Source organism: Williamwhitmania taraxaci (assembly GCF_900096565.1).
In the GTDB taxonomy this organism is placed as follows: Bacteria; Bacteroidota; Bacteroidia; order Bacteroidales; family Williamwhitmaniaceae; genus Williamwhitmania; species Williamwhitmania taraxaci.
The window spans coordinates 1-16,449 of sequence record NZ_FMYP01000008.1 but is presented as its reverse complement, the minus strand read 5'-3'; the positions used below and the strand labels follow the sequence as shown (position 1 = coordinate 16,449).

The following is a 16,449-nucleotide window of genomic DNA, read 5'->3' as shown; positions in this document are numbered from 1 at the left end:
TAATGAACCAAGAAAAATATTTTGCGTAAAAAAACCAATAGGTGAAATAAAAGTTGTTTATTCGCTTCCTTTTCTTCTAAAAATAGATTATGTAATATTCACGAAGAAAAGCGGAATGAACACAATTCAATAATAATTAACGCCGCGCTGTATGAAGAATCTTTTACTCATCTTAGCCATCTGGCTTGTATCACTAAATCTCCTCGCCCAGGCACCGGCCGGGTATTACAACAACGCCGAAGGGAAATCGGGTGCCAATCTAAAGACTGCACTCTTTGGAATAATCAAAACCCATACCGAGCGCACCTACACCAACTTGTGGACGGATATGCAATCAACCGACAAGAAAGCCAATGGCAAGGTTTGGGATATGTACTCCGACATACCCGGAGGAACACCCGCTTATGAGTACACCTTTATAAGCCAACAATGCGGAAATTACAGTGGGGAAAACAATTGCTACAACCGCGAACACTCATTTCCCAAGAGTTGGTTTAATGATGCAACCCCCATGTATACCGACCTCTTTCACCTCTATCCAACAGATGGATATGTTAACGGAAAACGTAGCAACTACATTTTTGGGGAGGTAAGTTCTGCTTCTTGGACCTCCACCAACGGAAGCATGCTTGGCACAGCCGACCCTGTTACCGGATTATCAGGAACAGTGTTTGAGCCCATCGATGCCTACAAGGGTGATTTTGCCCGCACCTACTTCTACATGGCCACCTGCTACGAGGATAAGATTGCTAGTTGGGCATCAATTGCCACCGAAGCACAACAAATACTTGCAGGCAACAGCTACCCTGCCTATAAAGCGGTTTACGTTCAACTGCTGTTGACTTGGGCTAAGAACGATCCCGTTAGCGATAAGGAGATTGCCCGCAACAATGCTGTTTACGGTATCCAAAACAACCGTAATCCCTACATCGATCATCCTGAATACGCTGAAAAAGTTTGGAATCCAACCTCGGCTATTGGCGAAGTTACAGCATCAACCATATCTATCTACCCAAATCCGGCAACTTCCGAATTCACCATTGAGTTGCAAAACGGGAAACCATTTACTGCGGAGATCTTCAATCTCACCGGAAAATGCGTAAAACGATCAACCGACCTCAACTCCGGTGAGACAATCCAAGTTGGTGAGCTGAATAGCGGAATTTACCTTGTAAAGATCACAAGCAACAAAACCGTTATTGTAAAAAAGATTACCATCCAGAAGTAAATACACAAAACTAAACAACAGGATAGGATTCCCTGTACTGCCGAGTAAATTCGACGGTATAGGGAATTCCGCCCCTCTATTAAATGCACTTTTTTTATGAAGAAAAATTTACTCCTCCTTTCATTTTGGCTACTACCACTGCTCATATGGGCACAAGCGCCGGCAGGTTACTACACCAACGCCGATGGAAAATCGGGTGCGGAACTAAAAACAGCACTTTTTGGAATAATTGGTAATCATACTGTTCGTAGTTACGATAATCTCTGGACCGACTTCCAAACAACCGACAAGAAAGCCAACGGTAAAGTTTGGGATATGTACTCCGACATTCCAGGGGGAACACCCGCCTACGAATACACCTTTGTAACCGATCAATGCGGGAATTACAGCGGGGAAAATAATTGCTACAACCGTGAACACTCCTTTCCAAAAAGTTGGTTTGCCGAAGCGACTCCAATGTACTCCGATCTCTTTCACCTCTACCCAACGGATGGATACGTAAACGGAAAACGCAGCAACTACATTTTTGGTGAGGTAAGTTCTGCAACTTGGCAATCCACCAATGGAAGCATGCTTGGCACAGCCGATCCTACAACCAATTTAACAGGAACCGTGTTCGAGCCCATCGATACCTACAAGGGTGACTTTGCCCGCACCTACTTCTACATGGCCACCTGCTACGAAGATAAAATTACCGGTTGGGCATCCATTGCCACCGAAGCACAGCAAATACTTGCAGGCAATAGTTACCCTGCCTATAAGGAGGCTTACGTTCAACTGTTGTTGAAGTGGGCTCAGAGCGATCCAGTTAGCCAAAAGGAGATAGACAGAAACAATGCGGTTTACGGTATCCAAAAAAACCGTAATCCATACATCGATCATCCGGAATATGCCGAATATGTATGGGGAGGACAAACCCCTTCGGGCGTTTCAATATCGGCATTGGCACTAACGCCAGAATTTCCAAACGAAACAAACACGGTTTCATTGTCAGCAACAGTTATCGGTAAAACAACGATTTCGGTGGTTAAGCTAAAGTGGGGCAACACACCAGCAATGGAGTCAACAGAAATCGCCATGACCAAAACAACCGGTGATACCTACCAGACTGCGACACCAATTCCTGCACAGGCACTTAACACAACCGTTTACTACTCCGTTTTTGCCCAAGATGTGGATGGAGGAAGTTCAACGACGATAACCAAAACCTACAAAGTTGGGAACAGCCTTGTAATCTCAAATTTAACAACAACCCCAACAGCACCGAATGAAACCAACACGGTTTTAATCTCGGCAAAAGTGAACTCGGCAACTGCGCTAAATAGCGTGACACTATTCTGGGGATTAACCGCTACGCCTACTACCGAAATTGCAATGAGCACTACTGGTGGCGACATCTACACCGCGACTATCCCCGCACAGGCCGTTAGTGCTAAGGTTTACTACTACATTTCGGCAACCAACACAACACCTGCTACTGAAAAATCGACAACAGAGAGCTATACTGTTGCCAATAGTGTGGCACCGACCAACCTGCTTTCTGAAGATTTTGTTAGCTGTCTACCTTCCGATTGGTTGGCCTACAGTGTTGCATCAAATAAGAACTGGGCATGTGTTAGCAATGCTTTTGAAATCAATGGTTTTGGCGGAGATGTTGCCAGTGAAGATTGGCTTATTACCAAGAAGGTAGATGCTACAAACTACAAGAGCATAGCACTTTCCTTTAAGGTGAAAACTAAATTCACGGACGCAAACTACCCTAACACCCTGACCGTATGCTATTCGACCGACTACAGCGGTACGGGAAACCCAAACACTGCAACGTGGAACAAACTTACCTATACCGTTCCGGCATCTAACTCAAATGCATATGTTTCCAGTGGAAATATTGACCTCACTTCACTCGAAGGAAAACAGTTCTATATTGGATTTAAGTATGTTTCCTCCGGGACAACTGCTGGTTCTGCATCACTTTGGGGTGTTGATGATATTTTACTTGTAGGAACTTCAACGGTCACTAACCAAGCTCCGACTATTTCTGCAGTAGTACATACACCTACAAGTCCTGCAGTGGGAACGAACGTTACCTATTCGGCCAACGTTACCGATGCTGATGGGTCAATTAGTAGCGTTTCGCTAAACTATGGCCAAGACCCAACAAGCCTCGACCAGAGTGCAACAATGACTCTAACATCAGGAAACACATATTCGGCAACCGTTGAGTTCCCTAACGTGACAAAGCTTTACTATGAAGTAGAAGCTACCGACAATCTCAATTTGGCAACTACGTCGGCTACTATTACTGTAACTGCTGCAACGACAACCAACCAAGCACCCACGATATCGAACATATCGGTAACACCTTCAACGCCTCAACAGGGAGCGTCCATTACCATCGGCGCAACAGCAACGGATAGTGATGGATCAATTGCTGTGGTTAATGTTCTTCACGGAACTTCTGCAGACAACTTAATCAATTCACTTACAATGATTCTAGTTTCAGGAAGCAACTATAGTACAACGGTAACGGCACCACAAGCTAGCACATTGTTCTTTAAGGTGGAGACTATGGACAATCTCGGTCTAAAGACCACCTCCGAAATACAAACAGTGAATCTCACAACCGGAGTTGAACAGACCGCTAAAGATATAGTTACCCTATATCCGAACCCTGCAACCAACGAGTTAGCCATCTCCCTAGCGAACCACAGCGGCGCAAAGGTCGGAATCTACGAACTTACAGGTAAGCAAGTTGCCCAGAAGATGGTTGCATCAGGCGAAACTATCGATATCTCTGCACTTCGCAACGGTATTTACATGGTTCGTATTGAAACAGGAAACACAGTGATAACAAAGAAGATTACGGTATCACGATAATACATTACACACACCAAAAAGCAAAGCCCCGGAAATTTCCGGGGCTTTGCTTTTTATATCTCACGTATTACCGTTTTTAAAAGTACTTCTTTTTTGAAGTAGTTATGACAAAATCCTTTAGATAGAAGGGTTCAAAGTAGGCTACATCCACAAAATCACTGTTTTTAAAAGCATCTAATGCCGGAGTAATAAGATTTTTTGCTGATGCGTAATTACCTTCTAGAAAAATCGCATTCGGATGATCGATAAACTCCTTACACTTAGCCGCGCCATTGCCAAAAAACACAACCTTTCCTTTTTCCAAAAACGAGGCAAAGCTGGAAGGTTCAATAATCACGGCCTTTACAGGATCGACCAATTGAAAAGTTTCGTCGTATAGCGCACTGTAAACCTCCATGCGACGAGCATCAATCATAGGACAAAGCAAAAAGGAGTTAGAGTCACCCAATCTGGTTTTGGCCATTTCCATTGCACCGTAACACATCAAAAGCAAACTATCTACTGCAATTAGGGGTAATTCGGCCGCATAGCAGATCCCCTTGGCTGTAGAAACGCCTATTCGCAAACCGGTATAAGAACCAGGACCTCGGCCCACACATACTGCGCTAAGTTGCTTTGGTGTTACAGCCGCCTCTTTCAGAAGTTCATCTATAAAAACCGCAAGCAAAGCAGCATGAGAGAATCCTTCGCTATTTTCTCTGTAACACAAAAGCTGCCCATCTTTAGAGAGGGCAGCCGAGCACACATCAGTGCTTGTTTCAATCGTTAAAACTAAGGCCATTAACTATTATTCCTTTTCGAACAGTTTATCTTTTGGCACCTTTTGAACCAAAACAGAATCTTTTAACCGCCGCGAAATTACACTAAAAGGAGCAATAACTACTTCCATCGAATCGGTGAGGCCCGATATAATTTCAATGTAGGAATCATCCTGAATACCCGTTTTAACAGCATAGTGCTTTACCTTATTTGTCTTAGTCACAACAAAGACAACCTCAACCGGTTTATCGCTAACGCTTTTTTTGGCATCCACCGAGCCGCTTTTAGCCTCTGGTTTCTTTTCTTCTTTGCTACCCGACTTCTTTTCCATATCCATTTTGGTAGTATCGGACAAAATAGTGATGGCCTGAATAGGTAAGGTCATAACGTTTTCCTTGCGCTCAGTTTGTATATCAACCGTGGCGGACATACCCGGACGAAACGGGTTAGCAATCCCCTTTTTTGTTAAATCGGCGTAAGAATCCTCCAATAACAGAACTCTTACTTCGAAACTAGTTACCTGATCGGCCGAACCACCCTGAACACTAGCCGAGTTTGCAATTTGGGTAACAATTCCTTTAAATTTCCTACCCATGTAGGCATCCACCTCAATTAGTGCCGTATCGTTATACTTAACACGAACAATGTCGTTCTCATTTACATCCACACGAACCTCCATATTGTTCAGGTTCGCCAAGCGCATTAGTTCAGTACCAGCCATTTGCATGGTTCCTACCACGCGCTCACCTTTTTCAACATTGAGTTTAGAAATAGTTCCCGACACAGGAGCATAGATGGTAGTTTTTGCTAAGCTTTCACGAGCCTCTTTTACGGTGGCATCGGCACTCTTAACGCTAAACCTAGCCGCTTCATAATCGCCTTTGGCAACCTTAAATTGCGACTCGGCACTTTCGAAATCAGCTTGCGATATTGCTTTCTGAGCAAACAACTCCTTGTTCCTATCGTAGGCAAGTTTTGCCATTTGGAGTTGTGCCTCAGTTTGTAACAATCGAGCATTGGAAGAATTAAGAGCAGCCTCAGCTCTCTCCATTCCACTAACATAGGTGTCAGGTTTAATCTTCACAAGAAGATCACCCTTATTTACCTTATCACCCTCCTTAACCATTAACTCCACAATCTCGCCCGATACATCTGGACTTATTTTGACCTCCTTTACCGGTTGGACTTTACCGTTGGCGGTGATCGTTTCCACAATTGTCCGCTTAGTAGGTCTTTCAATGGCCACCTTTACAGAAATTTCCTTGCCTAACCAGCCAGCCGACTTTCCGACAACAAGAAGCAGGGCAACAATTACGACACCCAATATCGCATATTTTAAAATGTTGTTTTTCTTTTTCATCTTGAAAAATTTTATCGATCGTCTTTTTTTGTAGTAAAATCAAACATTAACTATACGCAAATTAGAGCTTAATAGGATTCCCCCTGTAAAAGTCCATAATTTTTGTCTTAAAGATATACTCGTAGCGTGCTTGCAACAAGTCGCTTTGCGCCTTAGCCAGCTTATTCTTTGCCGTATTATACTCCAATGAGGTGATTAGCCCAACATTGAATCGATTCTCGTTATACTTGAATGCTTGGTTTAAGGTCTCCACCGATTTGTTGCTGGCAGTATATCGATTATAGGAAGCAACGGCATCGGACGAAGCCTGCTGTATTTCTTTATAAAGGTTATTCTTTTCCACCTGAAGAGCAATTACCGACCTATGGTAATTCGCTTTTGAATTACTCACATTATAGCGCGTAGAGAAACCAGAAAAAATTGGAATACTCAACCGGAAGTAGACACCCAAATTTTTGTTATCCTGCAACTGGTCAAAAAACGGATAACTCTTGGATACTGGCACTCCATTTACAACCGTTACCTGATCGCGATTATCGGAATAGCTAGAGCCGTAAGATGCTCCAAGCGTTAGCTGCGGATAGTAACCTCCCTGAGCAATACTGATAGCTGTTTTGGCACCTTCCACCCTAAATTGCGCTGTTTTTATCTGGGGCAAGTAACCCTCGGCAATAGGATAAACCGAATTGTAATCGGAAGTAACAAGAGCGATATCAAAGCCATCAAGAGCGGGTTGAGCTATTCTGAACGTGGTATCGGTCAGGTCGAGCAGCTGGATAAGCTGTAGGTTAGAAAGCGCGAGTTTGTTCTTAGAGTTCACCAATTGCAACTCCTCAGAGGCCTCCTGTGCCTGAATATCGAGAAGGTTTCCAAGCACTACTTTACCTGCATCCACCAATTTGCGGGTTTGTGCAACCTGTTGTTGGGTAAGAGTTAGCTGATCCTCGCTAACCCGATAAAGTTCCTCATCGAGAAGTATCTGCAAGTAAGCGGCCGTAATATTTAAGGAAATATCGTTTTTCAACTTCTCAAACTCACTGCTGGTTGCCAGCAAATCGTAGCGATTCTTCTTGATGGTGTTTTGTTTTTGCCAGCCATTAAATAGCACGACGTTTGCGCTGATGGAACCATTACCGTTCATTACTGTTTTATCCACAAAAGTGTAGGTGGTAGGATCTACCGCCCTTCCAATTGTTGTGCTTTGAGACACATCAGCGCTAAGCGAGGGTAAAAGGCTATATTGCGAGGCTCGATAAGTGTTCTCCTGAACCTTTAGGCTCAAATCTTGACTCTTTATGCTGAGATTATTCTCGAGTGCATAGCGAACGCATTGCTCCAAACTCCAACCGTTTGTGGTTGAATCTGTGGCCGGTTCTGTCTGTCCAAAAGAAGAGTGGCCGACAAGAAGCATCAATGCCACAACACTCCATTTTAATTGAATACGTTGTAATTGCATGGCAATTTTTTTTCGATAAAAATCAGGTTATTGGATGATAGTAACAATTAATAGTTTAGCTTCCTATTGAAAAACTATCTGCATAAAGATAATTTGATGCTCATAAAAGTAAAAAAAAGTTGGAACATAAGCTCAAATACTTTCAAACCTAATCAATTTACATGGTTATCAGGTTTTTCTTTACAGTAGAAATCACTTAGTTTTGAGGTATTACATCAAAATAAGATAATGATATTCAACAATTCCAGCTAAAATAAAAGGGACTGCGGCACGATTTGTAATCACACAAAAAAAACAAATTCCCAACAACACAACTACAATATACCATCGACTAACGCTCATCAACCAGTATACATGTAACAATAATCGCAAGGATACGCGAAAATAGCGTTGACCATTTTAAAAAAAGTAGTAAGTTTACCCTGCTTGTTTGCCAAAATATACCGCTATGGTTATCAAACTGAAAATCCGCCAGAAGATACAACTCTTCATCCTCAGCACATCAATTGTTATTTTTGTGGCCACCATAGGCTACATAAGCATTTCGGCCCGAAACATAGCCGTTTCCAGCGCTCGCGATCTGGCGGATGCTCGAATACAAGAATCGGCGTTAAACATTCAGGATAAGTTGAATGCAGATTTTTCCGTGGTGAGAACCTTCTCACAGTCGTTCTTGGAATACCGTAACCTTCCTCGGGAGGAATGGAAAAAATTATTTTCGGGAATGTATCTAAACGTTCTTCAACGTAATCCGCAAATGGATGCCATTTGGGATAGTTGGGAGTTGAGCAACCTCGATCCCACATGGAACAAACCCTACGGAAGAGAATTCTACCTCTGCTGGCGCGAAGGCGGTGAAATTTTGACAAAATCGGAGATAAGAAGCCTTACTGGCGATCCACCGCACTACGCTGCAATGAAAGCTGCGGGAGTTGAAAACATAGCAGAACCATACATCTCTCTTCTCCAAAAAGGAGGATTGATGACCACCTTGGTATGCCCCATGTTCGAAAAAGGGAAATATATTGGCCTTATTGGAGTAGACTTACTGCTCACACGCTTTCAGGAGTACGTTCGAAACATAAAACCATTTGAGGGAAGTTACGCCTTTATGCTTTCCGGAGATGGAATGATTGTTTCGGACCCGGATACCGCAAAAGTTGGCAAAAACCAATCAGAATTTGATTTCCGCAAGCAAATGAACGAGAAGTATAAAATTCTCGAACAGATGCGTAAGGGCAAGAAAGTTTCTTTTACCGATTTTAATGAAAATGGAGAAGAATACTACTATTCCTATACACCTATGCAGGTGGGGCAAACACTGACTCCTTGGACTTTGGGCATTGCCGTTCCCCTAAAATCGATGCTGAGGGATGCAAACCACGCCTATAATGTTTCAATCATTACCGGAATTTTAGGTTTGCTCATACTCGTTTTGGTTATTGCATATTTGGCCAACAGCATCACCCTTCCCATCGAAAAGGTGACTAAGAGTCTGGCTCAGATGGCCACCGGTAAGGTTGATCGCAGCATGAAGCAAGATATCCATACTGGCGATGAAATGGACGATATGACCAAGGCGCTCAATATATCCATTGATGGATTGGTTGATAAGGCTGACTTTGCAACCGCAATCGGCCAAGAGAACCTCTCCGTTGACATCAACCTGCTCAGCAATGAGGATATTTTAGGCAAAGCCCTGCTCAACATGCGCGACAGCCTACGAAAAGCAAAACTCGAAGAGGAAACCCGCAAGGAGGAAGAGGCAAAAATTCAATGGGCCAACCAAGGCTTAGCTTCCTTTACTGAGATACTACGCCAAACCAACGATGGAATGGTAACCCTTTCCGACAATATTATAAAGCATTTGGTTCGCTACCTAAATGCAATTCAGGGTGGAATCTTTGTGAAAAACGAGGACGATGTGCATAACGTATTCTACGAAATGGTGGCAGCCTTTGCTTACGACCGAAAAAAATACCTTACAAAAACATACGAGGAGGCCGAAGGCCTTGTTGGTACATGTGGAGCCGAACGCAACACCATATACCTAACCGAAATCCCCCAAGATTATATTGAAATAACCAGTGGACTGGGCGATGCAAATCCTAATGTCCTTCTTCTCGTTCCACTTAAAACAGAAGAGGTTATTCTCGGTGTTATGGAGATCGCCTCCCTTCATAAATTTGAAAAATACCAAATCGAATTTGTCGAGAAAATTGCCCAAAATATTGCGGCAACAATTCACTCGGTTCGCGTTAACGAAAAAACTAAGGTTCTCCTAGAACAATCGCAGCAGCAAGCCGAAATCATGGCAGCACAAGAAGAGGAGATGCGTCAGAACATGGAAGAGCTGCAGGCAACACAAGAAGAGTCGGCCCGAAAAGGAACTGAAATGGAAGGATTGATTAATGCCCTTAACGCTTCCAACTACGTTATTGAATACGATATTCGTGGATATATTCGAAGCGTAAACGACTCCTACCTCGATCTGCTTGGTGTCAGCCGTGAAAACATTGTAGGTACCCACCATTCCGATGGTGTGGACATGTCTACCTACGAAGAAGAAACATACGATGAATTTTGGAATACCTTACTTGCTGGTAAGATTAAGAAGCACACCACAAAGCTAAAAATTAACGGCATCGATTTGACACTGATCGAAACCTACACTCCTATTTTTAACGAGCACGGCGAAATAACTACAATTCTTAAAATTGCTACCGACGTAACCGACGCTCAAAAGAAAAAACATTAACCACATTGTGTATAGCGAAGTAAAAGCCACTGGAAAACCAGTGGCTTTTTTTCTGAATATAATCTGTCTATTTTATTACTCGCAAGAAGAGGAACTCAAAAACCGGTATACCTACAAATCAACCTTTTCAAAAATTATTTCATACCCACTAAATGTCCTAATATTCATAACCCTTTGCTTGTCGAGCATAATGTATTGTCCTCGAATACCGGTTAAAACGCCCTCAACTATCCCCACCTTCTCAAGATTGACCGAATTAAGGATGGTAGGATACTCCAACACGGGATAGTTAATCTCATAAATCTCGTCGGAAGGAAGAAAATAATCAAGCAGATTCTGTGGAAAAAGCTCCCGCGAAAGTGTTCGTTGTCCAGCCAAATCAATCTCCTCGGGTTCAACACCTCGGAGCATCTTGCGCCAATCGGTCTTATCGGAAAAGTATGCCTTGAGCGCAACCTCCAACGATCCGGCCAAAAATCGGTTGGGAAGTTGCGCAATGCGAACTGCCCGAGAGGCTCCTTGATCAATCCACCGTATAGGTATTTGGCTTTTACGGGTTACCCCAACCTTTAGCCCACCGGAAACTGCCAGGTAAACATAATGATCGGCAAGACAATGTTGCTCGGCCCATTGCATGTTGCGAGCTTCGCCAAGGTGAGCACGACACAACTCCGGCCTAAGAACACAAGCCTCCGTTTCCGGTATCTTAATAAAGCAGGGATAACAGTAGCCTTGGCCAAAACTCTTCTTTGTGGTTTTACCACAATTCAGGCACAGAATACGATTTGTCCACGACAATCGAATGGCCGTTCCAAGTAGCCTATTCATGGGAATATCCTCATTGTCGAGCACAAGGGTATAGTTTACCTGAGGATCACCAACGGCATACGCCACCTTCATTTTCCGTAAAACACCTACACTGCTCATACGTCAAATTTTTGGCAATTTAGGAAAAACAAAAAGACTCTCTGCCGATTAACCGACATCCAAAAAAATTTCCCTTACAATTCAATATAAAATGGATCGAACGAATTATCAGCACAACAGAAGTGACAAAACAACTTTTCACTATATACAACATCTACAGCACCTTAATGCGTTCCTACCAAACGCGCCATCCAAATTTGAAACAATAAAGCATCCGTTCGTCAAAATATTGTCACATTTTTACTACCTTGTTGTGCATGGTAGTAATATTTAATTGTATGTTTGCATAACCATATTCAGTGCATCACCTAATTCTAAAAGATATGAAAAACACTATGAACGTTAACATTGGTGGTCAAGCATTCGTAATTGATGAGGATGCATACCATATTCTAAGAACCTACCTTGAGTCGTGGGAGGCCAACTTATTTGAGGATCCGGGCAAGCGGGAAATCTTGGACGACATGGAGTCCCGTATTGCAGAAATTTTTCTGGCGAGCATAAAGGTTGCTGGCACGGTAGTTTCCATTTCGTTGGTTGAGAGTGCTATTAAGATAATGGGAAAACCCGATGAGGCCGAAACATTCGCGGATACGAATACGGTAGTTACACCCAGAGCGTATCGGAGAATCTATCGCGATACCGAAAACCGTATTCTAGGAGGTGTATGCTCTGGTATTTCGCTTTACTGGAGAATTGACCCCATAATTTTCCGACTGCTATTTGTCCTTGGGGTTCTCTTTGCTGGAACCGGTATTCTAATTTACCTCGTGCTCTGGATTGCCATACCGAAAGCGATTACCCCTGCACAAAAGCTGGAGATGAGAGGCGAACCCATAACCGTGGAGAATATCCGTAAGGCGGTAACCAACGAGTTCAACGAAGTCTTTTCACAAAAAAAATAAGAGCCATGAACGCAGAAAACGTAAAAGCCCAAATGCGAAAGGGCGTGCTGGAGTACTGCATACTCTCCATACTTTCGAAGCAGGATGCCTATGCCTCCTCCCTCATTCAGCAGCTCAAGGAGTCGGAAATGATTGTGGTGGAAGGAACGCTCTACCCGCTGCTCACCAGGCAGAAGAACCAGGGATTGCTCAGCTACCGCTGGGAGGAGAGCACTCAAGGTCCACCAAGGAAGTACTACGCTATTACCGAGAAAGGACGAGAATTTCTCTCCGACCTCGACCAGGCTTGGACAGAGCTGGTGGATACCGTAAAAAAGATACGCGAACAATAGACTCATAACCATGGAAAAGATAATTCATGCAACAGTTGGTGGAGTTTCGTTTCAACTCGAAGAAAACGCTCACCATAGCCTTAGTGCCTATTTATCCGATATTAGAAAGCACCTAACCGGAAGGAAAGATGCCTCTGAAATTACAGAGGATATTGAGGCGCGAATTGCCGAAATATTAGTGGAACTAAACGATGGTTCCACCAAGCCAATATCCTTTGATATTGTTGGAAAAGTAATCGAACGCGTTGGCCTTCCTGACCAAATTGAGTTTGGAGATGAACCCACAACTAAAGAGAATGCGGAGCCAAGGGAACGGTATTCCCGAAGATTGTACCGCAACGGAACTAACAGGGTATTTGCGGGAGTTTGTTCCGGACTTGGCACCTACTTCAATACCGACCCAATTCTGTTCCGTGTGGCCTTCATTATCCTGTTTGTTTTCCCAATACTGAAGCATCACTGGTTTAATGGATTTGGCATTTTGCTCTATCTCATTTTGTGGGTAGTTGTTCCAAAGGCAAAATCGCATCGCCAGCTAATGGAGATGAATGGTAAGCCATTCGACATCAACGGTGTAAAAAGTTCGGTAGCACAGGAGTTCAAAGAGGCATCGGGCAGCATGAAAGCCCGTACCGGACATGGCGGATTCTTGGAAAAACTGGGACTTTTCCTAGGTGAACTTCTCATGGCCATCGTCAAGGTTCTGAAAGTTTTCATTAAGGTAATTTTTGCCATATTCTCCCTAATTTTTATTACCGTAGGAGTAATACTCGTAATTGCGCTATTCATGCTAATGTTTGTTGATGCAGGTGGTAGTCTAGTAACCAATATGACTACCCATTGCGATATTTACATTAGAGAGCTTGCCGCAATTTTTGTGGGAACCGATGGATTCTGGGGCGTTACTATTCCTGCCACCGCGCTTATTCTAATACCAACACTGGGGCTCATTTACCTTGGTTTGCGGCTGGCCTTCCGGTTCAAAGCCAACGACCGACTTATTGGCTACAGTGCACTTGGGCTCTGGTTTGCAGCGCTAATTGTGGGCACATTCTTCAGCATCTCGGAAATAAAAGAGTTTAAGAAGAACAGTTGGGTAAAAACCAACCAAAGCATAACAGCCCAAAAAACAGACACCCTAATAATCCGTGCCAACGATATGGCATTGATAGACGACTGCTGCGATTTCAACTCCCGAAACGATGACGATTCGGATGATCTACCATTTTTCCTTTACTCCGATGGAAAAACCCTACTTAGGCTAGCGAACCTGAACATAGAGAACGGGAAAGATCAGCCCATCTCGGCTTGGCTCGACCGGTTTGCCTGTGGCGAGAATAAGCCAGAAGCAATTGTAAATGCTGAGGCAGTGGACATTTCGGTTACACAGGATGGAACCACCCTCAACCTCGACCCCGTGATAACCTTCTCCAAAACCAACAAGTGGCGGTTTCAGAAGGGAACCATCAACTTAACACTTCCCGAGGGAAGCATTGTTTACTTTGATGCCAACACGAAAAAATTATTGGACAATTCGCCCTATAGCCACACCTATGTTTCGGGCTATATGTCAGGCAAATACTACGAAATGACGGAGAATGGGCTAAGAGAAATCGCTCGAAAAGAGTAGTTTTTTTTGAAAACATCTTGCAAAAAAGAGGATTTGTATTACATTTGCACCGCAATAAAATGCGGCACTGACCTATGGTGTAATGGCAGCACTACTGATTTTGGTTCAGTTAGTCCAGGTTCGAATCCTGGTAGGTCAACTTCTAAAACTCCAGTCTGCAAAACTGATGTTCAACGAGATTAGTAAAAACGCCCCTTTCAGGGGTTTTTTACTTTTATCGGTTTAAGAATTTCAAGGCCTATTTCCATTGTTTTTGGCGAAATGTTTCCCAATCGTTTCCCAATCGCTAAGAACAATTTCTATGGAAAGCTACTCAGCAAAAATCTATTCTCGAGAAGATTTTAAGAGAAAAGACGGAACAAATCCACTCTACCTAAGAATTACTATTAATCGGAAGACCAAAAAGTTTTCGCTTGGTATTTCCGTTAAGTCCAGCTACTGGGACAAAAAGAATGGTAAGGTAAGAAAGGGCGACCCAGCCCATTTCAACAAGAATCTGACCCTTGAATCATGCCTTAAACGAGCGGAGGAGATTCTCTTTGAATACCGAATAAACCGGAAACAGTTAACCTTTGATGCTTTCGATGTTGCCTATCAAGTTCCGCACAGCCAGAAAACCTTGTCATTTATAGATTACGCAACGGAATATGTGGAGTCAATGTATCGAAATAATGGTTCTTATGATACCTATAGAACTCGTAAATCATGTATATCCAAGGTAAAGCAATTTGCAAAGGGTGATATTTCTCTTACAAGCATTGATCTTGCATTCTTACAGCGATTTGAAGAACACATGAACATTGTGGATGGCAATAGCCAATCGTCGAGGGCAAGAATATTCGCCTTTATGAAAGCAGTAATAAACAAGGCAATAAATGAAGAACTGATCGCTGACAATATTTTTAGAAAGTTCAAATTCTCGGCACAGGATGGAACAAGGGAATACCTAACAAACGATGAGGTCTTAAAACTAAAAGCAATTCACTATAGTCCCAATACGCATAAAACGATCAAAACAGCCTTAGTTCCCTTTCTTTTTGCATGCTACACGGGTATCCGATTTAAGGATATATCTGAGCTTCGCTTTAAGCACATTATTCACGTCAGTGAGAATGGAACAAGCAAGTCGTACCTACAGTTTGTAATGCACAAAACTAAAGAGGCAATTCAAATACCCCTTAGCAATATGGCTCTTGAACTTATACCCAATAAAACATTCGATGAAGACAAACTATTCAAAGTTTATACAAACCAACCACTTAACCGTTATCTTAAAGAGGCAATGGATTTGGTTGGCATTACTAAGACAATAACTTTTCACTGCGCTAGACATACTTTTGCAACGCAATTGCTTGATGCAGGGGTTCATCTAGAAACCGTGAGAAAACTACTAGGTCACAACGATTCGAAAACCACACAGATTTATGCCAAAACCTCACTAAAATCTAAGGAAAGTGCAATTGATGCACTTAACAAATGCTTCGAAGAGGTAGATAGTAATACATCCAAGTAATCGTATGGTGATCTGTATCCACGCAATGAATAACCCAACAACTCCATTTGCGCTCATTTACTGAGTATTACAAAACAGCGAGACTAAAAAACATGCAATTAATTATATCAAATCACTGATATTGAGCGCTATGAAATGTGTTAAATTATATTATGCGCTCATTTAATGCATATTATAACACAATCAGCGTATTAATAACACCACAAAATGTAGCAAACTACTGATATTGAGCGATAAAGAAATAGACCAAAATTCACTTAGCGCTCATTTACTGCACCTTACTCATATTCTAATAGGATAACAAACTGAATAGCCTCCGTATATAGCTATTAATGAACGCTCAACATCCAATTGCCTAATCGCAATTATAGTAAGCAATACGACGTATTACAGCAGAATCAAGCGTTGATAAACCTGTATTGTTCGGACTTATGAGGGGAGTGAAAATAGCGGAAATCATGTGTTCTATGTGTTCGAAACATCACATTAACCTATTTTGCAGCGCATTCCATCGAGCACATAGTTTTTTGAGTAGAACACATAAGAGGAGTAGGGAATAAAGAGACAATCTCCCGAGGATGAAGTGCAACCCTAACAAACACAGAGCAACGATTAAATCATGACCCCATACAGCGGCAAAAACCTGCAAAAAGGCTTCTGTTACGGTGGTAAGTTGCTATGAAATTATAAGCATGTGGCCAAAG

The 16,449-nt window shown here is 42.7% G+C and carries 11 protein-coding genes and 1 tRNA gene; 8 read left to right on the top strand and 4 right to left on the bottom strand.

Features of this window, described 5'->3' with window-relative positions:
• Positions 1-151 precede the first annotated feature (151 nt).
• Complete coding sequence (locus tag BLS65_RS03340) at positions 152-1,228, top strand: endonuclease (RefSeq protein ID WP_092435846.1); 1,077 nt, start codon at positions 152-154, stop codon at positions 1,226-1,228.
• A 96-nt stretch (positions 1,229-1,324) separates the two neighbouring features.
• Positions 1,325-4,105: an endonuclease gene (locus BLS65_RS03335; protein ID WP_092435844.1), complete on the top strand. Its 2,781-nt coding sequence runs from the start codon at positions 1,325-1,327 to the stop codon at positions 4,103-4,105.
• A gap of 76 nt (positions 4,106-4,181) precedes the next feature.
• Here BLS65_RS03335 and tsaB read toward each other — a convergent pair whose 3' ends face one another.
• The 3 genes from tsaB to BLS65_RS03320 form a co-directional block, all read right to left on the bottom strand.
• Complete coding sequence (gene tsaB, locus BLS65_RS03330; protein ID WP_092435843.1) at positions 4,182-4,886, bottom strand: tRNA (adenosine(37)-N6)-threonylcarbamoyltransferase complex dimerization subunit type 1 TsaB; 705 nt, start codon at positions 4,884-4,886, stop codon at positions 4,182-4,184.
• Positions 4,887-4,892: 6 nt separating this feature from the next.
• Complete coding sequence (locus tag BLS65_RS03325) at positions 4,893-6,224, bottom strand: efflux RND transporter periplasmic adaptor subunit (RefSeq protein ID WP_092435841.1); 1,332 nt, start codon at positions 6,222-6,224, stop codon at positions 4,893-4,895.
• A 61-nt stretch (positions 6,225-6,285) separates the two neighbouring features.
• Positions 6,286-7,680 (bottom strand): TolC family protein, encoded by a 1,395-nt coding sequence (locus BLS65_RS03320; RefSeq protein ID WP_092435839.1) that lies wholly within the window; start codon positions 7,678-7,680, stop codon positions 6,286-6,288.
• A 448-nt stretch (positions 7,681-8,128) separates the two neighbouring features.
• Between BLS65_RS03320 and BLS65_RS03315 the strand changes: the two genes are divergently transcribed.
• Complete coding sequence (locus tag BLS65_RS03315; RefSeq protein WP_092435837.1) at positions 8,129-10,438, top strand: cache domain-containing protein; 2,310 nt, start codon at positions 8,129-8,131, stop codon at positions 10,436-10,438.
• A gap of 111 nt (positions 10,439-10,549) precedes the next feature.
• Here BLS65_RS03315 and BLS65_RS03310 read toward each other — a convergent pair whose 3' ends face one another.
• On the bottom strand, positions 10,550-11,365 hold the full coding sequence (locus BLS65_RS03310) for a DUF2797 domain-containing protein (RefSeq protein WP_212590495.1): 816 nt from the start codon (positions 11,363-11,365) through the stop codon (positions 10,550-10,552).
• Between the two features lie 323 nt (positions 11,366-11,688).
• On the opposite strand from BLS65_RS03310, the gene BLS65_RS03305 reads away from it, so the two are divergent.
• The 5 genes from BLS65_RS03305 (at position 11,689) to BLS65_RS03285 (ending at position 15,745) form a co-directional block, all read left to right on the top strand.
• Complete coding sequence (locus tag BLS65_RS03305; protein ID WP_125869755.1) at positions 11,689-12,270, top strand: PspC domain-containing protein; 582 nt, start codon at positions 11,689-11,691, stop codon at positions 12,268-12,270.
• Between the two features lie 5 nt (positions 12,271-12,275).
• On the top strand, positions 12,276-12,602 hold the full coding sequence (locus tag BLS65_RS03300; protein WP_092435831.1) for a PadR family transcriptional regulator: 327 nt from the start codon (positions 12,276-12,278) through the stop codon (positions 12,600-12,602).
• 10 nt (positions 12,603-12,612) lie between these two features.
• On the top strand, positions 12,613-14,232 hold the full coding sequence (locus BLS65_RS03295; RefSeq protein WP_092435828.1) for a PspC domain-containing protein: 1,620 nt from the start codon (positions 12,613-12,615) through the stop codon (positions 14,230-14,232).
• A gap of 68 nt (positions 14,233-14,300) precedes the next feature.
• Positions 14,301-14,371: transfer RNA gene (locus tag BLS65_RS03290), tRNA-Gln, on the top strand.
• A gap of 162 nt (positions 14,372-14,533) precedes the next feature.
• The gene (locus BLS65_RS03285) at positions 14,534-15,745 is read left to right on the top strand and encodes a site-specific integrase (protein ID WP_092435825.1); all 1,212 of its coding nucleotides are present in this window, start codon (positions 14,534-14,536) and stop codon (positions 15,743-15,745) included.
• The last annotated feature ends 704 nt before the right edge of the window (positions 15,746-16,449 follow it).